The organism is Parasphingorhabdus sp. W113 (assembly GCF_055693205.1).
Genome location: NZ_CM146328.1, coordinates 2,026,102 through 2,047,494 on the forward strand (window position 1 = coordinate 2,026,102; position 21,393 = coordinate 2,047,494).

21 protein-coding genes and 1 pseudogene are annotated in these 21,393 nt (G+C 57.7%); 11 read left to right on the plus strand and 11 right to left on the minus strand.

Annotation, left to right across the window (positions count from 1 at the left end; translation table 11 throughout):
- Positions 1-36: 36 nt before the first annotated feature.
- Positions 37-264 (minus strand): hypothetical protein, encoded by a 228-nt coding sequence (locus tag ACZ1GS_RS09640; RefSeq protein ID WP_472694988.1) that lies wholly within the window; start codon positions 262-264, stop codon positions 37-39.
- Positions 265-355: 91 nt separating this feature from the next.
- Here ACZ1GS_RS09640 and ACZ1GS_RS09645 point away from each other — a divergent pair, with 91 nt between their 5' ends.
- Positions 356-1,207: a hypothetical protein gene (locus ACZ1GS_RS09645; RefSeq protein WP_472694989.1), complete on the plus strand. Its 852-nt coding sequence runs from the start codon at positions 356-358 to the stop codon at positions 1,205-1,207.
- Positions 1,208-1,225: 18 nt separating this feature from the next.
- On the opposite strand, the gene ACZ1GS_RS09650 is transcribed toward ACZ1GS_RS09645, so the two are convergent.
- Entirely contained in the window at positions 1,226-2,821 is a 1,596-nt protein-coding gene (locus tag ACZ1GS_RS09650) for a phosphoenolpyruvate carboxykinase (RefSeq protein ID WP_472694990.1), read from the minus strand.
- Positions 2,822-3,094: 273 nt separating this feature from the next.
- Between ACZ1GS_RS09650 and ACZ1GS_RS09655 the strand changes: the two genes are divergently transcribed.
- The 8 genes and pseudogenes from ACZ1GS_RS09655 (at position 3,095) to ACZ1GS_RS09690 (ending at position 8,708) form a co-directional block, all read left to right on the plus strand.
- Positions 3,095-3,799, plus strand: a complete 705-nt coding sequence (locus ACZ1GS_RS09655; RefSeq protein WP_472694991.1) for a response regulator — start codon at positions 3,095-3,097, stop codon at positions 3,797-3,799.
- A complete protein-coding gene (locus tag ACZ1GS_RS09660; RefSeq protein ID WP_472698109.1) occupies positions 3,771-5,366 on the plus strand; it encodes a sensor histidine kinase in 1,596 nt (531 codons plus the stop codon). The genes ACZ1GS_RS09655 and ACZ1GS_RS09660 overlap by 29 nt, the downstream gene beginning before the upstream one ends.
- The gene (locus ACZ1GS_RS09665) at positions 5,363-5,860 is read left to right on the plus strand and encodes an HPr kinase/phosphorylase (protein WP_472694992.1); all 498 of its coding nucleotides are present in this window, start codon (positions 5,363-5,365) and stop codon (positions 5,858-5,860) included. Before ACZ1GS_RS09660 ends, ACZ1GS_RS09665 begins: the two co-directional genes overlap by 4 nt.
- Positions 5,808-6,737, plus strand: coding sequence for an RNase adapter RapZ (gene rapZ, locus ACZ1GS_RS09670; RefSeq protein ID WP_472694993.1), 930 nt, complete (start codon positions 5,808-5,810; stop codon positions 6,735-6,737). Before ACZ1GS_RS09665 ends, rapZ begins: the two co-directional genes overlap by 53 nt.
- Before the next feature lie 5 nt (positions 6,738-6,742).
- A complete protein-coding gene (locus tag ACZ1GS_RS09675) occupies positions 6,743-7,147 on the plus strand; it encodes a PTS sugar transporter subunit IIA (protein ID WP_472694994.1) in 405 nt (134 codons plus the stop codon).
- Positions 7,144-7,422 (plus strand): HPr family phosphocarrier protein, encoded by a 279-nt coding sequence (locus ACZ1GS_RS09680; RefSeq protein WP_472694995.1) that lies wholly within the window; start codon positions 7,144-7,146, stop codon positions 7,420-7,422. The genes ACZ1GS_RS09675 and ACZ1GS_RS09680 overlap by 4 nt, the downstream gene beginning before the upstream one ends.
- A gap of 6 nt (positions 7,423-7,428) precedes the next feature.
- Positions 7,429-8,242: pseudogene (locus ACZ1GS_RS09685) on the plus strand (TrmH family RNA methyltransferase).
- 55 nt (positions 8,243-8,297) lie between these two features.
- Entirely contained in the window at positions 8,298-8,708 is a 411-nt protein-coding gene (locus ACZ1GS_RS09690) for a hypothetical protein (RefSeq protein ID WP_472694996.1), read from the plus strand.
- Positions 8,709-8,714: 6 nt separating this feature from the next.
- Here the strand turns inward: ACZ1GS_RS09690 and ACZ1GS_RS09695 are convergent, their stop codons facing one another.
- From ACZ1GS_RS09695 to recR, 3 genes are all read right to left on the minus strand, one after another.
- Entirely contained in the window at positions 8,715-10,106 is a 1,392-nt protein-coding gene (locus ACZ1GS_RS09695; RefSeq protein ID WP_472694997.1) for a DNA recombination protein RmuC, read from the minus strand.
- Positions 10,107-10,263: 157 nt separating this feature from the next.
- Positions 10,264-10,827: a peptide deformylase gene (def, locus tag ACZ1GS_RS09700; RefSeq protein ID WP_472694998.1), complete on the minus strand. Its 564-nt coding sequence runs from the start codon at positions 10,825-10,827 to the stop codon at positions 10,264-10,266.
- Between the two features lie 59 nt (positions 10,828-10,886).
- Positions 10,887-11,489, minus strand: coding sequence for a recombination mediator RecR (gene recR / locus ACZ1GS_RS09705; protein WP_472694999.1), 603 nt, complete (start codon positions 11,487-11,489; stop codon positions 10,887-10,889).
- 326 nt (positions 11,490-11,815) lie between these two features.
- On the opposite strand from recR, the gene fmt reads away from it, so the two are divergent.
- Together fmt and truA are read left to right on the plus strand one after the other, a co-directional pair.
- Positions 11,816-12,721 carry a methionyl-tRNA formyltransferase gene (fmt, locus tag ACZ1GS_RS09710; RefSeq protein WP_472698110.1) on the plus strand — a complete coding sequence of 302 codons (906 nt, stop codon included), beginning with the start codon at positions 11,816-11,818 and terminating at the stop codon, positions 12,719-12,721.
- The gene (gene truA, locus ACZ1GS_RS09715) at positions 12,718-13,500 is read left to right on the plus strand and encodes a tRNA pseudouridine(38-40) synthase TruA (protein WP_472695000.1); all 783 of its coding nucleotides are present in this window, start codon (positions 12,718-12,720) and stop codon (positions 13,498-13,500) included. The genes fmt and truA overlap by 4 nt, the downstream gene beginning before the upstream one ends.
- Here the strand turns inward: truA and ACZ1GS_RS09720 are convergent.
- Genes ACZ1GS_RS09720 through ACZ1GS_RS09745 form a run of 6 tightly spaced genes read right to left on the minus strand, consistent with a single transcriptional unit; the run spans position 13,486 to position 21,362 of the window.
- Positions 13,486-15,381: an XrtA/PEP-CTERM system amidotransferase gene (locus tag ACZ1GS_RS09720; protein WP_472695001.1), complete on the minus strand. Its 1,896-nt coding sequence runs from the start codon at positions 15,379-15,381 to the stop codon at positions 13,486-13,488. The genes truA and ACZ1GS_RS09720 overlap by 15 nt on opposite strands.
- A 10-nt stretch (positions 15,382-15,391) precedes the next feature.
- On the minus strand, positions 15,392-16,951 hold the full coding sequence (gene xrtA, locus ACZ1GS_RS09725) for an exosortase A (protein ID WP_472695002.1): 1,560 nt from the start codon (positions 16,949-16,951) through the stop codon (positions 15,392-15,394).
- A complete protein-coding gene (locus ACZ1GS_RS09730) occupies positions 16,948-18,168 on the minus strand; it encodes a TIGR03087 family PEP-CTERM/XrtA system glycosyltransferase (RefSeq protein ID WP_472695003.1) in 1,221 nt (406 codons plus the stop codon). Before ACZ1GS_RS09730 ends, xrtA begins: the two co-directional genes overlap by 4 nt.
- On the minus strand, positions 18,168-19,241 hold the full coding sequence (locus tag ACZ1GS_RS09735) for a FemAB family XrtA/PEP-CTERM system-associated protein (RefSeq protein WP_472695004.1): 1,074 nt from the start codon (positions 19,239-19,241) through the stop codon (positions 18,168-18,170). The genes ACZ1GS_RS09730 and ACZ1GS_RS09735 overlap by 1 nt, the downstream gene beginning before the upstream one ends.
- Positions 19,241-20,134: an XrtA system polysaccharide deacetylase gene (locus ACZ1GS_RS09740; protein ID WP_472695005.1), complete on the minus strand. Its 894-nt coding sequence runs from the start codon at positions 20,132-20,134 to the stop codon at positions 19,241-19,243. The genes ACZ1GS_RS09735 and ACZ1GS_RS09740 overlap by 1 nt, the downstream gene beginning before the upstream one ends.
- Positions 20,115-21,362, minus strand: a complete 1,248-nt coding sequence (locus ACZ1GS_RS09745) for an XrtA/PEP-CTERM system-associated ATPase (protein ID WP_472695006.1) — start codon at positions 21,360-21,362, stop codon at positions 20,115-20,117. The genes ACZ1GS_RS09740 and ACZ1GS_RS09745 overlap by 20 nt, the downstream gene beginning before the upstream one ends.
- Between the last annotated feature and the right edge of the window lie 31 nt (positions 21,363-21,393).

Below are 21,393 nucleotides of genomic sequence, written 5' to 3' on the forward strand. Positions count from 1 at the left end.
TCGCCAATCCAGCGCCTAGCGGATTGGCAAGCAGCTCTAGTTGGTCGCTTCTTCCGTATCCAGTTCCAGGTCTTCGGGTCCCGGAGCCGCGATTTCCTCGGGCGCCGGGATCGTCCATATCGCGACATTGCCAAACATGACCGTCGCGGCGACCAGCATCAGCCAGCCCTGTTTCGGGTTGCGGCCTTTGCGCACCAGGTAAAAGCCGCCAAGCATCAATCCCGCCCCTGCAAGCATCAAAATCGATAAAATCCAGTCGGCCATCACTCTGCTCCTTGGATCAACTGTGGGATTTCCGGCGGAGCAATGCAAGCAAACTTGCCCGGTTTCGGGAATGGATTTTACGATCCGTTACATGGACTTGAATCCGGGCCGCGATCGCGATACACCCAAAATGCTGTGGGGCAATGGAGAGGACGATCGCATGTCCCAGGCTGCACCCTTGCATATTGTCGCTGACTTGCCGGCAGATTTTCGCCTCACCGAGCTTATTCTTGCGGATTCAGATCGCACGAATATTCACTTGAATCGTAGCAAATTCGGTGCATTGCAGCAGATTGAAGCAGTCATAGACGGGCTTTCCTTCACCATCCAGTACCGGTCCAACATCACCGCTGGCGCGCCCGGCGATCTGGACGATCTCGACCGGGTCTTTTGCGACAAACTGTCATTTCCCAGGACCGGAACGATCGCGATTTTGATGAGTGACAATCTGACCGGCGGTCATCAGATGATGGTGGTCAATCGGGCGTTGCTTGAACTTGCCAGAGCGGTTGGCCGTGCCCTTGCCGCCCGCGCAATCATCTGGACACCCGCGCGCCTTCTGATCGGTTTTGACTATTTTGCACAAGCAATCGCGGATTATCGAAACACCGGCTCCTTTCCGCTGCTGACCCAGATCGCCATTGAGGAGCCGATTTCCGGGCGATTCAGAACCAGAGGATTGCGCTACTTTGTCGGTCAGGAAGTGGAATTGATCCATCCACCCGGTCATCACCCTGGTGACATAGTGCGGATATTGGTTCGTATCATTTGCCTGCTGGTCGCGCATGGCCATTGCAAAAATCCGGTCGAGTTGAGCGGCTTGCGACGGGAGGATCAATGGACTCTCATCCCCAATGGGGATCGCCCGGTGATCATGGCTGAGCTGCAATCCAGCATCAGTCCAAAGAAAAAGGCGGCATCTCTCCGGACGCCGCCCTCTTGAACCCTTTGAAACCCGGTATCAGGCAGCGCTTGGCGCGGCTTCCCGGACGTTCTGGTCAACATGCTCGGAAAATTGTTCAAAATTGTCGATGAACAATTTCACCAGTTTCTGCGCGGTTTCATCATAGGCCGCACTGTCCGACCAGGTGGAACGCGGATCAAGGATCGCGCTGTCGACGCCGGGAACCGCAACCGGCACTTCAAATCCGAAATTCTCGTCGAGACGGAATTCGCCGTCGTTCAAGCTGCCATCAAGGGCGGCATTGAGCAAAGCCCGGGTTGCCTTGATCGGCATCCTGTTGCCCTCCCCATATTTGCCACCGGTCCAACCGGTATTGACCAGCCAGCACCGCACACCGCCCTTGGCAATGCGCTCTTTCAGCAGATTGCCGTAAACCGAAGGATGACGCGGCATGAACGGCGCGCCAAAGCAGGTTGAGAACGTGGCTTCCGGTTCGGTGACACCAATTTCCGTGCCGGCAACCTTGGCGGTATAGCCCGAGAGGAAGTGGTACATTGCCTGTTCGGGCGTAAGACGCGAAATCGGAGGCAGCACACCAAAGGCATCGGCCGTCAGCATGATGATATTCTTGGGAACCGGGCCCATATTTTTTTCCGACGTGTTCGGAATGAAGTCGATCGGATAGGCGCCGCGGGTATTCTCCGCCTTGCTGCCATCGTCGAGATCCAGTTCGCGGGTTTCGGGATCCATCACGACATTTTCCAATACCGTGCCGAACCGTTTGGTGGTTGCAAAAATTTCCGGCTCTGCCTCTTCGGACAGACGGATCATCTTCGCATAGCAACCGCCCTCAAAGTTGAACACGGCGGTATCCGACCAGCCATGTTCATCATCACCGATCAAGGTGCGGCTGGCATCGGCCGACAGAGTTGTTTTACCGGTACCGGACAGACCGAAGAAAATCGCGGTATCGCCTTCCGGTCCCATGTTCGATGAACAGTGCATCGGCATGACCGAGTCAAGCGGCAGGAGATAATTGAGCAGGCCGAAGACCGACTTTTTCATCTCGCCCGCATAGGCGGTGCCGCCAATCAGGATCAGCTTCTCGGTTAGGTTGACCGCAATAACGGTTTCGCTCCGCGTTCCGTGCCGTTCGGGATCAGCCTTGAAGCTTGGCAGATCGATAATCGTATATTCCGGTTCAAAACCACCCAGTTCATCCTGGGTTGGCCGGACCAGCATGGTGCGAATGAAAAGATTGTGCCATGCGAGTTCATTGATAACGCGAACATTGACCCGGTGCTCCGGCTGCGAACCACCAAACAGGTCCTGGACGAACAAGGTTTCCTTGTCGGCCACGGCCTTGAGGAAATCTTCTTTCAGCGCTGCGAAATGGGTTGGGGTCATCCCGACATTGGTCTTGCCCCACCATACGCTGTTTTCGGTTTCGTCATCGCGCACAATAAATTTGTCATTGGCAGAGCGGCCGGTATGTTTGCCGGTTTCTACCACCAGCGGACCATCTTTTGCCAGCTTGCCTTCGCCGCGCGCAATCGCCGCTTCGACAAGAGCCGGGGCACCAAGATTCCAATGCTGCTCGGCATCGCTGGAAAATCCCTGGTCATTTAAAGTTACAGACGAAACTTGTGGCACGCTAATTCCCCTAAGGCTTGCATAGATCATGGGTGTAGGCCGGATTCGGCACATGTGACAGGGCGCTTAACTTACCCTGTCGAGTCGGTCAAATGGCTAGATGGTCTCTAGCCTATACCACAATGAGACAGGCGCGGGTCACGCGGTCCGATAAAATGGCGCAGAAATGGAACTATCTGCGCAGCGACGGCAAATTGTAACCTTGTCTGTATGCCGTCCTTCAACTAGGTCGGACCTGCGAATTGTAGAGTTCAAAGGAACAGGATTTTTTCCATGGCCGCCAATATTGCCTTGGTCGATGACGACCGGAATATCCTGACATCTGTATCGATCGCGATGCAGGCGGAAGGTTTTGTCACGCGCGTCTATTCCGATAGCGAAGCGGCGTTGCAGGCGATTCTCGACAATCCGCCCGATCTCGGCATATTCGATATCAAGATGCCAAAGATGGACGGCCTCGAATTGCTACGCCGGGTCCGGGAGAAAAGCAATTTGCCGGTTATCTTCCTGACCTCCAAGGACGAAGAACTGGATGAGGCGCTTGGCCTTGCCATGGGCGCTGATGATTATATCAAAAAGCCCTTTTCCCAGCGCTTGCTGATTGCTCGAGTCAAATCGATCCTCCGGCGGGCTGAACTGGTCAAGATGAATGATGAGGATATTGATGCGGAAGGATTGGAGCCGCTCGTCCGGGGCAGTCTGGAAATGGACCCGGCGCGGCATCTGGTGCAATGGAAAGGCGCCAATGTCACGCTGACCGTGACCGAATTCATGATCCTCGAAACGCTCGCCAACCGACCGGGTGTGGTTAAAAGCCGCAACCAGCTGATGGACGCCGCCTATCAGGATGATGTCTATGTCGATGACCGGACGATCGACAGCCATATCAAGCGCCTGCGCCGCAAATTCCGGGAAGTGGATTCCGAATTTGATGCCATTGATACGCTATATGGAGCCGGCTATCGCTATACGGAATAATGCCGAGGCAGACCGTGAAGACACGGAATTGTCGCTGCGCTGGTCGGCCAGGCTATCACTGACCACGCGGATATTGGCGGTCAATGTCCTGGCGCTGGCGCTGCTCGCCGGAAGCCTGTTCTACATTGACAATTATCGGGATCGCCTGACCGATGAGCGGCTCGAACAGGCGCGACTACAAATGAACATCATGAGCGATGCGCTGAACCTGCAGACACCCGCTAATCGCGAAACCTTGATGCTGGGCTTTGCGCAGGCTGTCGGCGGACGTCTGCGACTATATGACGGCGACAGCGGCGCCAAGATTGTCGATAGCTTCGCTCTTGCCGAACCCACCTATCGCTTTATCGATCCCGACACCCAGCCCTGGCGCAAGGATGTCGCGCGCATGCTTGACCAGGCGATCGAAACGATCGTCCTCAGTCGGCCGATCACGGCCTATTCCGAACCGAAACAGGACATCGTCGATTCCTGGCCGGATTTCCAAGGGATAGAAAGCGCATCCCAGCCACAGAGCGCTGTCCGCTACGCCGCGGACCGCACGCCCGTCATCGTCGCCGCGACCCGCTTGCCCAGCAACGGCGCAAAATTGCTGCTGACCAGCAACGCCCGAGATATTACGCGGATTGTCCGGGCCGAGCGTGCGGCTGTGGTGCTGGTGATTTTCATGGTGGCGACCGTGTCGATCCTGCTGTCGCTGTTCCTGGCACGCACCATCGTTCGTCCCATTCGCAAACTGGCACGCGCGGCGGTTCGGGTCCGCCTCGGACGATCGCCGGAGACCACCATACCGCGCATGGTCGGGCGTCGCGACGAAATCGGCCAACTCGCCCGCGCGCTGGCGGATATGAGCGGTGCGCTGCGCCACCGCATCGACGCCACCGAAGCCTTTGCCGCCGATGTCAGCCACGAGATCAAGAACCCATTGGCTTCCCTGCGGTCCGCACTGGAAGGACTGGGACGCGTCGAGGACCCCGAATTGCGTCAGCAACTGCTCGACGTCGCCAGCGATGATGTTCACCGGATCGACCGGCTGATCAACGATATTTCGGAAGCCTCACGGGTGGATGCCGAGCTCGCCCGCACCAAGTTTGAACCGGTGGATATCGGGAAGATGCTGGATCAGTTGCTCGCTGCGCGCGAACAGCGGGATACGAATGATAGTGTGACAATTGCCTATGCGCGGCCCGCAGGCGGCGTTGCCATGATCATGGGCGACGACGACCGGCTCGAGCGGGTGTTCAGCAATATTCTCGACAACGCGGTCTCCTTTTCGCCGCACGATGGGCTGATTGAGATCATGGCAGCGCCGGATGCGGACGATGTCATCATTCACATCGCAGACCAGGGACCGGGAGTTCCTGTTGACCAACGCGACAAGATTTTTCTGCGCTTTCATTCCGATCGCCCCCAAGGCGAAGCTTTTGGGCGCCATAGCGGTCTGGGCCTCGCGATCGCGAAAACCATCATTGAGGGGCATGAAGGCACTATTGGCGTGATTGACAAACCGGATGGACGATCCGGCGCCTGTTTCGAGATCAGATTGCCGCGGGCCGACCAGACATGAGCAGCGATCCGCAATCCCAGAAAATCCATGCGACAGCAGTTGCGATCGGGTCGTCGGGAATCCTTCTGACTGGCCCGTCGGGGATTGGCAAATCCGACCTGGCGTTGCGCCTGATCGATCGCGGCGCCGTGCTGGTCGGCGACGATTATGTTGACCTGCACCGGGTCGATCACCAGATACAGATTAGCGCACCGGAAACCATAGCTGGGAAACTGGAAATTCGGTCGCTCGGCATTTTTGATTTTAATCATATCTCACCCGTGACGCTAGCTTTGCTGGTACGGCTGAGCACCGAAACCGAACGCTTCCCGATGGATCGACAAACCGAAATGCTCATGAATCTAGCCATCCCCCGCTTTCACATCGATCCCCGCCCCGCCAGTGCGCCGATCAAGGTCGAACTGGCGGTGCAGCGCTTGCAATCAGAACAGGATTCCCCCAATGATCGGCTCAAAACAGGTTCTCTTGATTACCGGCCTGTCCGGAGCGGGTAAATCGACCGCGCTCAAAACGCTGGAAGATCTCGGCTGGGAAACCGTTGACAATTTTCCGATCCGGCTGGTTGAAGGCTTGCTCAAGACGCCGCCATCCAGCTCGCGCGGCGATGCCGACCCGCCGCTGGCGCTGGGTTTTGACAGCCGCACCCGTGGCTTTGATCCCGACAAGCTGATCCAACGGGTCAAAAAGCTGCAGGACAATGAAAATTACCAGATCTCCACGCTCTATCTCGATTGTTCCGGTGGCGAACTGGAACGCCGCTATGCCGAAACCCGTCGCCGGCACCCGCTGGCGCTGGATCGCCCGGCCAAGGAAGGCATCGCACTCGAGCGCAGCCAGTTCGAACCATTCCGACGCTGGGCCGAGCATGTCATCGACACGAGCAACCTGTCCGCCAACGATCTGCAGCGCCAAATTCGGGAAGAATTCACACGAACGGATAGCGCATCGACGACAATCACCATCACCAGTTTCGGTTTTTCCCGCGGATTGCCCAATAATGTCGACCTGTTGTTTGATGTCCGCTTTCTCAACAACCCGTTCTGGGATGACGCGCTGAAGACGATGACGGGCCAGGACCCCGAAGTGGCCGCCTATATCGCCAAGGATCCCCATTACTCCGAAGCGCTGCAAAAATTCACGGACATGCTTACTTTTCTGCTGCCCCAATATGTCAAAGCCGGAAAAGCCTATGTCAATATCGGCATTGGTTGTACCGGCGGGCGTCACAGATCGGTACATGTTGCAGAAGCGTTGAGCAAAAACTTGCAAGACGCCGGCTTTTCGACCACTGTCCGCCATCGCAATCTGGCCTCCCGGCCAATGGAAGCGCTCGAGACCATGCACGATTTGAACGGAAATAAGGGTAGTTAATCGCAATGATCGGCCTGATTCTTGTTACCCACGGTCGCCTTGCGACGGAATTTATCACCGCAATGGAACATGTTGTCGGCCCGCAAAAGGCGATTCTGCCGGTCTGCATCGGTCCCCATGATGACATGGAAGAGCGGCGCCAGGAAATCTCCGATTCCATCGGCAAGGTCGACAAAGGCAAAGGCGTCATCATTTTAACCGACCTGTTTGGTGGCACGCCCTCTAATCTCGCGATTTCGCTGATGGACAAGGGCAAGGTGGAAGTCATTGCCGGTGTCAATCTGCCGATGCTGATCCGGCTCGACGGCGCGCGCAAATGCATGTCGGTGAGCGATGCCGTTGCCGCAGCCAAGGAAGCGGGTCAGAAATATATCAGCGTCGCCTCCGAAATACTGGGCAGCGACGCGTGAGCGACTATCGCAAAACCGTTACCATCACCAACACACGCGGGCTTCACGCCAGAGCCAGCGCCAAATTTGTCACTTATGTCAGCAAATTGCCGGACGGCATTGCGGTTCGTGTCGCCAAGGACGGCACCGAGGTGACCGGCACATCGATCATGGGCCTGATGATGCTCGGCGCGGCCAAGGGCGACACGATCGAGATTATCGTCGATGGCGATCAGGCCGCCTCTGCCCTCGACAAGCTGACCGGACTGGTTGTCGACGGCTTTGGCGAGGATTGATGCGCGATGGCGGATGCTATTGAACGGCGACTGATTACCGGTTTTTCAAATCCTACAATCAAGCGAGATCAAAAGCCTGCGCGAAAAGAAGCATCGCAAGCGCGAGGGCATGTTTCTCGCTGAAGGTCTGCGGATCATGACCGAGGCGTTGGAGGCTGGAAAGACCCCCAGAATCCTGATTGTTGTCGAGGATAGCGAGCCACACCCCCTCGCCGCGAAAATCGAACAGGCCACGCATGAAGCGGGCGGCGATATTATTGAAACCAGCGAAGCGATTATTGCCAAATTGTCCGGCAAGGCGAACCCGCAGGCAATCCTTGGCGTTTACGCCGACCATCCTACGGCGCTTGCCGATCTTGATCGGAGCAGCGCGGATATCTGGCTGGTCGCCCAGTCGCTCCGCGATCCTGGCAATCTCGGGACGATTTTGCGGACCGGTGATGCAGTCGGTGCGGGCGGCCTGATCCTGATCGATGATTGCGTCGATCCCTTTTCGGTCGAGGCGGTGCGCGCAAGCATGGGCGCCAGCTTTACCCAGAAAATCGTCCAGACTGCCTGGCCGGATTTCCTGCAATGGCTGCGCACCGGACCGGGGCAATTGGTTGGCACCAGTCTCCAAACCGACAAGGATTATCAAACGGTTCGCTACACCGCGCCGACATTCCTGCTGATCGGCAACGAAGCCCAGGGATTGCCGGACGATTATGAAGCCGCTTGCGACGTGCTGGTCAAGATGCCGATGATGGGCAAGGCTGATAGTCTCAACGCCGCCGTTGCGACGGCCGTCATGGCCTATGAAGTGCTTAATCAGCGGCGCTAAGGCCCCGTTTGGAATAGCAGCGTGACCTGCTAGACCGGTCAAAGGAAGAGCAACCATGAAGATGACTACCGTTTTGACTGCCGCGCTATTTTTGCCATTGCTGGCCTGCAGCGAAGCGCAGGAGTCCGCACCCGTCGAACAGGAAAAACTGACCAGCTACAAGGCGCTGGGCACCGAGCCCGGATGGACCGTCACGGTGGAAGACGACCAGATCAGCCATGTTTCACAGTCCGGAGATAATGATTTTACCATGCCGATCCAGCGCATGACCAAGACCGCTACCGGATGGGAAATCAAGGGCTTTTCTGATGTCGAAAATATCAATTTGTCGATCAGGAGCGGCGTCGAATGCAATAACGGGATGAGCGATCGGGTTTATGCTGACACGGTTGAAATCGGTGTCAGCGGTGGTGGTATTTTTCAGGGCTGTGGCGGAGATATTCTGTCCGATCCGGATGCGCCCTGAATCGGTCTATTCCGCCGCTTCATCCTTGATGTCCCGATCATCTTCGATCAGCGCCGCCTCAACCTCGCTGGCATAGCGCGGCAGGGCTTCGATCTCGGCCACCGGATCGAGATCTTTCTTGCCTGTCTCGATATTCAATTCGGCAAATTTCCGCCCGGTTGCCATGACGTTACGCTCGAAGCTTCCGACAAATTTATTATAATTGCCCACCGCGCTACCGAGCCCGGTGCCCATCCGTTTCAAATGCTCTCCGGCGACGGCCAGTCGGTCATACATTTCCTTGCCCAGCTGCCCGATCTGCTTGGCTTCAGCGGCCATTTTTTCCTGACGCCAGACACCCGCCACCGTCCGCGCAATGGCAACCAGATTGGTTGGCGTCGCGAGCAGCACCTTCTTTTCAAACGCATGGTCCCAGAGGGTTGGTTCGTGCTCGAGCGCGGCCGCCAGAAAATGCTCGCCGGGCACGAACATGATCACATAATCGGGGGCCTCTTCAAACTGGTCCCAATAAGCTTTTTTCGACAGGCCATCGATATGGGTTTTCATTGAGGTACAATGGCGCGCCATGGCAAAGCTGCGCGCGTCCTCGTCGTCCGCTTCAAACGCATCCTGATAGGCGTTGAGCGATACTTTCGCATCAATGACCAGCTTGCGTCCGCCCGGGACATTGATCACCGCATCAGGCCGCAACCGGCCTTCGTCGGTATCAATACTCTGCTCGGTCACAAAGTCCGTATGTTCGGATAGTCCGCAGGTTTCCAGGACATTTTTAAGCTGTTGCTCGCCCCAGCGCCCCCGTGATTTCGGCGCGTTGCGTAGACTGTTGACGAGACGCGCCGCCTCCTGCTGCACCCGATCCTGGCCCTGGCGGACCTGTTCGATGGTCGCGGTAATTCCGGCATAGGATTCGGTGCGTTCTTTCTCGATCTTGCGGATGCTTTCTTCATAGGCCGTTAGCCGCTCGTTCACAGGATGGAGCAGTTTCGCGATCCGCTCGCCGCCTTTTTCATTGGCCTGTTCAAAACGCTGATCCGCGCGCTCCAGAAACTGACGCTGCGCGGTTTCCAGCATTTTTGCGCCCACTTCCGAAAATTGCGCAGAAAGCGATTCCTTGGCTTCGTTTAGCTGTTTGATCTGTTTCTCATGATTGCGCGCATCCGCTTCGAGCGAGGCCAGGCGCTGCCGTGCGCCATCCCGGTCTTCGCGAATGTCGTCCCGTTCCGCGCGGGCATCATCGCGTTCTGTCTGCACAGCATCGAGCATCGCTCGCAACGAAGCGGTGGTTTCCTCCGCCGCTTTTGCTTGCTCCGCAGCAGACCGGCCAGCCACAAACCAACCCGCAGCGGCACCAAGGATCAGTGTGACGATAGCAATGACAATAGCGACAACAGGGTCCAAGACAGGTCCTTTCAATCGGAACGAAACAAGAACCTAGACGGTCACAGCCTGTGTTGCAACCACAGAAAATCGAGATCCCGAATGTGCTTCAGAATCTTGCGGATCAGAAAGCGAATGGCCGTCCTGGGCGCGGATCAGGTCCGGGATGACGACTCGATTAGGCCGCTTCCTTGCGCAATTTTGCAAGCTTTTTCAATACCATCTGGCGTTTCAGGCGCGACAGATGGTCGATGAACAATATGCCTTCAAGATGGTCCATTTCATGCTGAAGACAGGTTGCCAGCAAGCCGTCCATTTCTGCCTCATGGGTCTTGCCATCTTCATCCTGCCAGCGCGCGCGAATGGTCGCGGGGCGTTCGACATCGGCATATTGGTCGGGCACCGACAGGCAGCCTTCGCTATACAGGCTCAGCTCTTCCGAGGGATCAAGAATTTCGGGATTGATGAACACGCGCGGGTCCTTGATGACCGCATGCTCGTGATCGCAATGTTCGCCATGCTCATGATCGTGATCATGCGGCGCCGGTTCCTGCAGATCGATCACCAATATCCGCTTGGGGACGCCAACCTGGATCGCAGCCAGACCAATGCCGGGCGCATCATACATGGTTTCAAACATGTCGGCGATGAGCGTCTTCAGCGCGTCATCAAACTCCGTAACTGGCTCTGAAACGGTTTTCAGACGCGGGTCGGGCACTTCAAGGATCGGTAATATGGCCATGGGTGAAATTTAGGGATTTTGGTGCAATTCGTCAAGCATCCACGCCCGGCAACCGGGGATTAATCGCTGCTGATCGGGCGGCGGGAGCGCAGCGCCTGCGCCAGCGTGCCCTCGTCGAGATAGTCCAGTTCCCCGCCAACCGGGATGCCATGCGACAACTGGCTGAGACGGAGCGGATAGGTCTCGAGCCGTTCGGCGATATAATGGGCCGTAGTCTGCCCTTCCAGCGTGGCGTTCATCGCGAGCACCACTTCGTCGATACCGCCCTGCTCCACCCGTTCGATCAGCGTGTCGATGCCTATATCTTCCGGACGGACACCGTCAAGCGCGGACAATTTTCCGCCCAGCACATGGAACTTGCCGGGAAACAGCCGTGACTTGTCGAGCGCCCAGAGATCCGAAACCTCCTCAACCACGCATAGCGACTTTGTGTCGCGCCGCGGATCGCTGCAAATCTGGCAGGGGTCCTGGGTATCCACATTGCCGCAAATGCTGCAGGTGACAAGATTCTCATCCACCCGCGCCATCGCGGCAAGGATCGGCTTCATCGTGGTTTCGGGACGCTTTAGCAAATGCAGCACTGCGCGCCGCGCCGAACGCGGGCCCAAGCCCGGAAGCTTGGACAGCGCCTGAACCAGATTTTCAATCTCTTGCGATGCCATAGGGTGATCCTTAGGACCAAGGGGCCAGTGCTGCCAACCGAAAATACCAAGCAACCGGAACGGCACCACGTTCAAAGCAAAATCATGCTGTCCTATATCGGCGTGTTTCGGTAGGGAGGCGCAATGACTCGCCCTGCCCCTCCTGTCGCCGCCTCCAGCCTGTACAACGGCTTTGCTCTTTCCGCCCAAAAAAGCGGTTTTTCGGGTGTGAATTGTGTGAACTTTGCAGCCATACCTTGCGCTGCGGACCGTGTGAAATGTGTGAACTTTGGGCTTGCGAATAGCGAAAGGCCGAGCCGGCAATGACAGACAAAAACCAAGCTAAACTGCGCCTTGCCTTCATGGGCACACCGGAATTTGCAGTCCCTGCTCTGCACGCCTTGCACACCGCCGGACATGATATAGCAGCGGTATATTCCCAACCACCGCGACGGGCTGGGCGCGGCAAGAAATTGACCCCGTCACCGGTTCAGCAAGCCGCCGAAGCCTTGGGCCTGGAAGTGCGCACGCCAGTCTCTTTGAAAGGTGCTGACGAACAGGCCGCCTTTGCGGCGCTCGATCTCGATGCCGCTGTGGTCGCAGCCTATGGTTTGATCCTGCCGCAAGCGATCCTGGACGCGCCAAAAATGGGATGTCTGAATATTCACGGCTCGCTTTTGCCGCGCTGGCGCGGGGCGGCGCCGGTGCAGCGCGCGATCCTGGCCAGTGACACCGAAACCGGCATCACCATCATGCAGATGGAAGCCGGCCTGGATACCGGTCCGATGCTGCTCAAGGCCAAGACCCCGATCGCGCACAAGACGGCGGGTGAGCTGACCGACCAACTGTCCCGGATCGGCGCGGAGCTGATGGTAGACTATCTCGCCAATCCGGAGGCCCATCCGCCTGAAATCCAGGACGATGATCAGGCCAGCTACGCAAAGAAGATCACCAAGGCCGAGGCGCAGCTCGATTTTGATCAACCCGCCGACCAGGTGCTTCGCCAGATCCGCGCCTTCAATCCGGTGCCAGGCGCCTTTTTCGAACAGGATGGCCAGCGCATCCGCATTCACGCGGCTGAGGCGATATCGCTCTCCGGACCGGCAGGCACGGTGCTCGATGACCGGCTGGCCATCGCCTGCAAGACGGGGGCTGTTCGCCCCACCCTGATCCAGAAAGCGGGCAAGCCGGCGATGGATCTGAAAGCCTTTCTCAACGGGGCGACCATCGCAGCGGGGACCCAGCTGTCATGACCCGCTTTGCATTGACCATCGAATATGATGGCAGGCCCTTTATGGGCTGGCAGCATCAGGACCACGGCCCCAGTGTCCAGCAATCGGTTGAGCGCGCAATCCATGGCATTACCGGACAGGATATCCGGGTCTTTGCCGCCGGGCGCACCGATGCCGGGGTACACGCGCTGGGCATGCGCGCGCATTTTGATCTCGACACCCAGCTGACCGCATTCCGGTTGATGGAAGGGATCAATGCCAAGCTGCGTCCCGAGCCGATAGCGATCCTCGAATGCGTCGAAACCGATCCGGAATGGCATGCCCGGTTTGCCTGTATCGGCCGGCGCTATATGTACAAGATCACCAACCGCCGCGCCCCGCTGACGCTCGACAAGGGGCAGAGCTGGCACCATGTCCGTCCGCTCGATGCCTCAGCGATGCACGATGCTGCGCAAGTTTTGGTCGGTCAGCATGATTTCACCACCTTCCGGTCCGCTCATTGCCAGGCCAAAAGCCCGGTGAAGACGCTCGATAGCATTGCGGTGTCCCGTTATGGCGAAGAGATTGAAGTCGACGTCGCCGCACGCTCCTTTCTGCATCATCAGGTGCGCTCCATGGTCGGAACGCTGGCCATGGTCGGCGAAGGCAAGTGGACTGGCGCGGATATCAGGCGGGCATTAGAGGCCCGGGATCGTGGCGCGCTGGGTCATAATGCGCCGCCCGATGGTCTCTATTTTGTCGAGGCGCTTTATCCGCCGGATAGCGACAATGCAGCGGACAAAGAATCAGAGGCTGAATAGCCGCTGCAGCGATTTTTCGAGCATCAGCAGCTGCCACAATTGACGGCTGTGATCGGACGTTCCGGCAATATGATCCTCGGCAATCTTGGCCAGCGCAGCGCTGTCAAACCAGTCCATCCGCTGCAGCGCGCCGGACTTGGCAATCGCCCGCGCGTCATCCGCCAGCGGGCCACGAAACCATTGCGCCAGCGGAGTCACGAACCCCATTTTCGGGCGGTAGAGAATATCTTCAGGGAGATAACGTTCCATCGCCTTTTTCATCAGATATTTGCCCTGCCCGCGCCGTACCCGCAAATGGCTTGGCAATCGCGCAGCAAATTCCATCAGACGATAATCGAGCAGCGGTTCGCGCGCTTCAAGGCTGACCGCCATGCTGGTCCGGTCAACCTTGGTCAGAATATCACCGGGCAGCCACATTTTCATATCGGCATATTGGGCCTGATCAAGACCGTCACGCGCCGGCGCATGGGTCATCAGATCGATCATATGATCTTCCGCGCGATATCCGGACAGCTGCCGCTTCATGCCATCCGAATAGAGGCTGTCGCGCAGCGTTGACCCGGTCACACCGACCGCGTCAGTATAGCCTTCCGGGCCGCTCCGTGCGAGGGACAGCAGGGTCGATTTTGCGCGCAGCGGGCGCGGGGCCCAATCGGCTTTGGGATAGAGCTTGCCAAGCCACCCCAGCGTCGGACCGCGAAAGGCCTGGGGAAGAAGCGCCCGAATACGTTCCTCTCCGTGATGGAAGACATGGCGCCGATATCCGGCCAGCGCTTCATCCGCGCCATCACCGGACAGCGCCACCGTGACATTTTCCCGCGCCAGTTCGGCAACCCGATAGGTTGGCAGAGCCGAACCATCGGCGAACGGTTCATCAAAATGATCCGCCAACCGGTCGATCAAGGTAAAATCATCGGAACCCACGACACGGGAGCGATGTTCGGTCTGGAAGCGGTCCGCGATCCGCTGCGCATAGCCGGTTTCATCGAGGTTCGCCTGATCAAAGCCGATCGAGCAGGTTTTGACCGGCTGCCGGCTTTTCTCGGCCATCAGTGCAACCACCGCGCTGCTGTCAACACCGCCGGACAGAAACGCGCCCAAAGGCACATCCGAAATCATGCGTGAACCGACGGCCGATTGCATCAGGCTAACCAATTCCTCTTCGAGCGCGCTCGCCGAAGCGTTGCTGCGGTCGCTGAAATCCATATCCCAATACCGCACTGGCTTGGGCAAAGGCTTGCCCCGCTCAAGCAGCAGGTAGTGGCCCGCGAGCAGTTTCAGTACATTCTTGAGCAGCGACAGATGGTCAGGGACATAGCCAAAGGCCATATAGGCTTCGACCGCCCGCACTTCCGGTTCCCGGCGGAGCAGCGGATTGGCGAGCAGCGCCTTGAGTTCCGAACCGAACAACAGGCTGCCATCCGAAACCGGCGCATAGAAGAGCGGCTTTACCCCCAGGCGATCGCGGGCGAGAAACATCTGCTTCTTGCGCTGATCAAAAAGCGCAAAGGCAAACATGCCATTTAATCGCGACAGGCATTCCACGCCCCATTGCCGCCAAGCGTGAAGAATGACTTCGGTATCGCTGTCACTGACGAACACATGACCCAGCGCCTGAAGCTCTTTGCGCACGTCCTGATAATTATAGATCTCGCCATTATAGCTGATAACCTGCGCTTCATCGCTGGTCAGCATCGGCTGCGCGCCGCCTTCGAGGTCGATGATCGACAGACGGCGGTGACCCAGCCCGACCCCGGGCGCGGTCCAGATTCCTGACCCGTCCGGCCCGCGATGCACCAGGCTGTCGGTCATCCGGGTCAGGCGTGCCGGATCAACCGGTTTGGCTGTTTCCAGATGAAAGATTCCTGCAATGCCGCACATGGGAGACGCCCTAGCGCAACCCGGCCATCGCGTCAGCCAATTTGTCAATCGGACCGAGGGCCTGGACAAAAGCATCCATCGCTGCGCGCGGTTCGGTATCTTCGCTATGCTCACTGGAGATCAGGATCGCGGTTGCCTGCTGGTTTCCGCCGAGCAGTTTCGTCTTGAGCGTTTCAATCTTCACCGCCGAACCGCTACCGGTCAGGATCGCGCCAACCCGGAAGAAAGAAAAGACATCGCGAACCACGGGTCCGGGCGCGGTAATCTGCAAGGCTGAACCTAAATCAGGTGACTCCAGATTGCGGCTCCAGGACCACTGGCTGCGCGGATCAAAAGCACCCTGCCCGTAGCCAACAATTTCGCGGCCATCTTCCTGCCGATCAAAAACCGCGATCACCAGGTCGACTTGCGCGCCAGTTTGGTCATTGCGATAGCGACCAAGCAATTGATGATTGGCACCGTCAAATTTCGGTTGCCAGTCGAACCGGGGTTCGTAAGCCACCTGACTCCATCCTGCAACATCAGGCAAGGCGATCTTGTCGGGAACCGGGCTGCTCTGCGCCGCCAGCACGCTGACCCAGATTAACGGCGTCACGATGATCGCGGCGATGGCCAGCATGACAGGACGCAGCCCCCATCGCGGCGAAACGCCCGAAGCGGAAGAGGCCAGATGGTCGCCATTGATCATCGGTTCCTCGAGCTTGCGATCAAAAAATGGCCAACCCGCTGCCATGACCAGCACCAACACGAAGGCGAAGAAAAACCAGCCGTAGAATATATGATCAAAGCCGGTGGCAAAATCCGTTGTGGTGTGATGGGCGATATAAATGGTTCCGAAGGCCCGGATCCCGTTGGCAATGATCGGGATGATCACCGCCGCCGCCATGAACAGAGCGCGCCGTTGCCAGCTGTGAAAACACAGGTTGCTGACCAGCGCGCCATAGGCGATCATCGCAATCAGGAACTTGACCCCGGAGCAGGCTTCCGCAACTTCGAAATAGCCGGTCGGGGTCGAGATAAAAACACCGTCGATAAACGCGGGAATGTCGGTCCACCCGAGAAACAACATCGACAGTTTCGCAGTAATGGTCTGTAACGCAGGAACAAATTCCTCCCCAAAGGGAACCAGGAAGAAACTGTAGAATAACGGAAAGAGCAGACCCCGCGCGACCTGCAGGCCGAGCACGGTGATCACCACCCCCTGAAGCAACATGACAACGCCCAACTGGCGCGCGAAAGCGACCCCTGCGGCCTCTCCGACCAGCCAACCCGCCGCAGCGGCTCCGATCCACAACAAACCCGGCATCCAGATTTGGGGTGTGATTTTTGCGAGCTCGTCCCGACGCTGCATCACCAGCCATGCGATGATTGGCGCGATTAACAGGCAGTGATTATAGGTGGAAATGTCCCACCAGGTCCGGAACATTGCGAAAAAATCTTGCCAGAAACACAGCAATATCGCCGCAGCGGCCAGCGCGACCCATCGCAAATGCTGCGACCAAGCCGATCGTAACGCCTGTTCGGATTGCGGCGCCGACGGGTGCAAGGGATCCATGGCAACGCTGTTCATTCAGCAGCCTCAAGAACCGCTATTTCTTCAAGCCCGCAAAGCGCGGGGATGTCCTTTAGCTTGCCGGCCCAGCTATAGTTTGAGCGGACCATGGCCTGAGCCTGCTTCCCGATGCGCTGGGCTGTTTTCGGGGAATCGAGCAGGTCGCAGATAATTCGCGCTTCATCGCGAGGATCATCGGCAATGCGAAAATGGGTGCCATCAACAGCAGCAATCCCTTCGGCAGCCTGCTGCGAAGCCACGACCGTCTTGCCGGCCGCCATGGCTTCCAGCACCTTGTTCTGGACACCACGAGCAATTCTGAGTGGTGCGACGACGATATCCGCTGCGTTTAGCCAGTGACGAATATCGTCAACCGCACCGGTTACAAGCGTTCCATTGTGGCCCTCAAGTGCCCGAACTTCCGCCGTTGGCGCGCGCCCGACAATGGCAAATTGCGCCGTTGTGCAGTCGATCCGGACGAGCGGCATGGTTTCCCTGGCAAAGCTGACCACCGCCTCGATATTCGGCCGGTAGTCCATCTGCCCGGTGAACAGGATCAACGGACCGCCCTGCCCAAGATCAGCGCGCAGGCTGTCTTCGGCATAATGGTCATAGTCGATCCCGTTACCGACCGCAGTGACGGGGTGCCGCGCACGCGTGCTGCGCTCCTGAAACAGCTTTGCCTCAGCCGGACTGACAAACAGGGACTGGTGCACGGACGCCGCGATCTTGTTTTCAAATCCGCGTAACAAGCGCCCTTCGCGGCGGTTAATCCATGCCATGGGGCCCGATCCATCCGCGCCATAGCTGTCGAACTTGGCGCTGTCGACGTCGACAAAATCCATCACAATACGGCCGGCAAAAGCTTCGGGAATATATTGTGCCATCTGGCCGGAAAACACGAACAGACAGTCAATATCCTGCGCTGCCATCCGCGCCTCGGTCGCGGCTCTGAACGCCTTGTTGTCAAAAGATGTCAGCGACACAGGCTGATTTCGGACGAGCGCTTCCATGCCAGCCAGCCATAGCGGCTTGCTCCGCGGAATGATCGTGCAGGAAGCCAAACGATCTTTCAGCGGGCTGTCTATTGCGGCTTCGTCCGCATCATCGGCAAAGCAGATCAGATGCACATTCGCATGCGCCATCAGCTTGCGCAGCAGAAAATGGGAACGGATCTTGTCGCCGCGATTGGGCGGCCAGGGCACGCGATGCGCCAGAAACAGAAGCTCAGCCATCAGCCAAGGCCCTTGGCAATCCAGGGCCCGATACGATTGGCGAACGCCAATGGCAGCTTTTGCCACAGCGCCACCTGCATCCGGTATTTCGGACTCATCGGATTGATGTCGCGCACCGCTTCGCCGTCAAGCGACCGGGTGAAATAAGACAGCGGGCTTGGCTCGAAGCCCCAGTTTTTCTTGAACGCATAAGCGCCGGTACCGACCTTGGACCGACCAAAATCAAAGCGCGAACAGCCGCGTTCCCGGGCATGGTTCATCAACGCATAATACATGATGTCATTGGCCCGCAGACCGCGCGCCGCGAAACTTCCACCACCCCAATAAGGCATCACGGTACCATCGTGATAGAGGCTAAGCACACTGGCAACCGGCCGATCGCCATGTGATACGGTCAAGATATCTGCGTCATCGCCAAAGCCGTCCAGCACGGCCGCGAACAGCGCTTTGGGAAAGACTGGTGTCCCGAGATTCCGGACGCTTTCGGCATAAATGGCATAATGGGCGTCACGGTCCTGTTCGGTTGTGCCGACAGTGACCGTCAACGCGTTTTTCAGACCCTTGCGGACTTCAGCACGTTGTTTGCGGGGGATCGCAAGCAACTGGGCCTCGTCATCTACAGCCAGCGCGGTCACAAAGCCCGCATAGATATCTGCCTTGTTGGTCCAATGCTCCTCCGGACAAACGCCACCCCGCAGCTCGATCGATGGAAAACTATGCACTTCCGCAAACTGCACAAGCGCGGCAGAGAGTCTCTCTGTCGCATAGCTACTGGTGCTCAAAATTCCGCCACCAACCGCGAAACCAGAAGACACCAGGGCGCGACCGAACAAGCCGGAATGAATCAGGTGAAGCGGAACGATGGCGGCAATTTCCCCATGGTCCTGTTCGACCAGCAGATATCGCCATTCCTGCGCGCACCCCTGTTCAATGGCGCGCATCCAGGCCGTGCGATGGAATGGCGTGCCGTCCGGATGACTGGCCACGAAATGATCGATACGGGCCAAGTCAGTCTCGTCTGCCGCGCCGATTGAACGCACACTCAGCTGGTCCGGTCTAAACGCCATATTCATCACAGAAACTCCGCTTCAAGAGCAGCAAGTTCGTCCATTCTTCCCCACTGAAACTCGCGGGACACCCGTTCCAGCTTGCCATGCATTGCCGACAGCCGGGCATAGTGGCGCAAACGCGATTTCAGGGGCGCTTCCGGCACGCGGGGTTGATCGGGATCAATCTCCCACGGATGAAAATAGAATATCGCCCCATGACCGTCCTGCTTGTGCATGGTCTGGATGGTCCAGCGATATAGCGCATAAGGCAGCAGCCGGAAAAATCCGCCGCCGCCAGCGGCCAAATTCTTGTTTCCCAAACGCACTGTGGTTACGGGCAGCTCCACCAAAGATGCCCCCATTATCGGTTTCCAGGCGAAACGTGGCGCGTCTCGCCAGCCATAGTGATCATGCTGAATCGGCGCGACGCTAGACGAATAGCTATAGCCCTGCTCTGCCAGAATTTCATGGGCCCAGGGGGTCCGTTGATCGATGGAGAAGCTGGGCGCGCGATATCCGGTAACCGCCTGCCCGCTGGTATCCTGTAATATCTTGCGTGTGCGTTCGATATCGGCGCGAAAGGCATCCGGGCTCAGCGTGAAAACACGCTGATGGTCATAACCATGGCTGGCCACTTCATGCCCTCTGGCGGCAATGCGCTGCATCATCGCAGGATAGCGTTCGGCAATCCAGCCCAGCGTGAAGAATGTGGCCTTGATTCCCGCGGCATCAAACAGAGCGAGAACAGCATCGGTGTTGCGTTCAACCCGGCAATCCAGGTTCTCCCAATCGGACCGGTCTATAACCGATTCAAAAGCTCCGACCTGAAACCAGTCTTCAATGTCGACCGACATGGCATTGAACAATGCGGTTGCATTTTTCGCCCGGTCAATCGATTCAAGCTGCGCGTCCTGCATTGACATAGCTTTCCTTGCTGCGGACATCGTCTTCGACCCAGTCGACCAGCATCGTCAAGACACGATGCAGATTTTCTTCCTGGCTATCCAATCGACTTTCCATCGCCGCAATCTGCTGGGCAATGGCCTCGCGAAAGGCAGCGTCCGGTTCGCTTGTAACAGGCGCGACAACGGCCGTTGGCGTCTCTTCGACCAATGCCGCCACAGGCGTGCTTTGCTCGGCCGGGGATTCCTGCACCGGAGCCGGTGCTGGAGCGTTGGGTTCAGCAACCGGCTGGGCCGACTGTTCTGGCGCACTATCCACCGAAGCCGAGGGAGGGCTTTTTGCGCTTTCTGTACGTTGTGGTTTTTGCCATAACGGGCTTTTCGCTGACAGTTCTGCTGCGTCCACCACTTCCGGTTCAGCAATCTCGACTTCCTCACCGTTCAGGTCCGCGAGAACCCGACCGACCAGCGACTGGTCAATCAGCTCTGCCTGCTCGACTGCCCCCATCAGCAGAACCCGGCTCATCAATGTGTTGATCTTGCGCGGCACGCCGCCGGTTTCGTCAAACAGGATACGGAAGACATCCGACGTAATTTTCGGGCGTCCGGACCAGCCGCTTTTGGACAGGCGGTGGGTAATGTAAGGCTCGATCTCATCGGAACCCATCGGGTCGAGATGATGATGCGCGATCACGCGTTGCCGCAATTGTTCGAGCTGATTGGACTGCTGCAGCATGTCCCGGAACTCCGGTTGGCCGAGCAGGAATATCTGCAACAGGGCCTGTCCACCGAGCTGGAAATTTGACAGCATGCGGAGCTCTTCAAGCGCGCCCGTGGGCAGATTTTGCGATTCATCGACAATCAGCAGACACCGGCGCCCGGCCCGCGCTTCACTGTGGAGAAATTCCTCAAATGCACTGAGCAACTGGGCCTGGTCCATCCCTTCGGTATCGATGTCGAAATTATTGGCAGCAACGCGCACAATGTCGCGACTATCCAGCTTCGTTGTCACAATATTGGCAGCGGTCAGGCGGGCCCGATCTATGGTCGCCATCAGATGGCTGACCAGAGTCGTTTTACCGGCTCCGACATCACCGGTAATGACGATGAAGCCCTCGCCTTGCGCGAGACCGTAACCCAGATAGGACAAAGCCTTGCGGTGGGTCACACTTTCAAAATAATAGTGCGGATCCGGCGTGAGCTGGAATGGCCGGCTTTTCAGCCCATAAAATTCTTCATACATATTCATGTCTCCCACCAAGACCTGCGGTGTT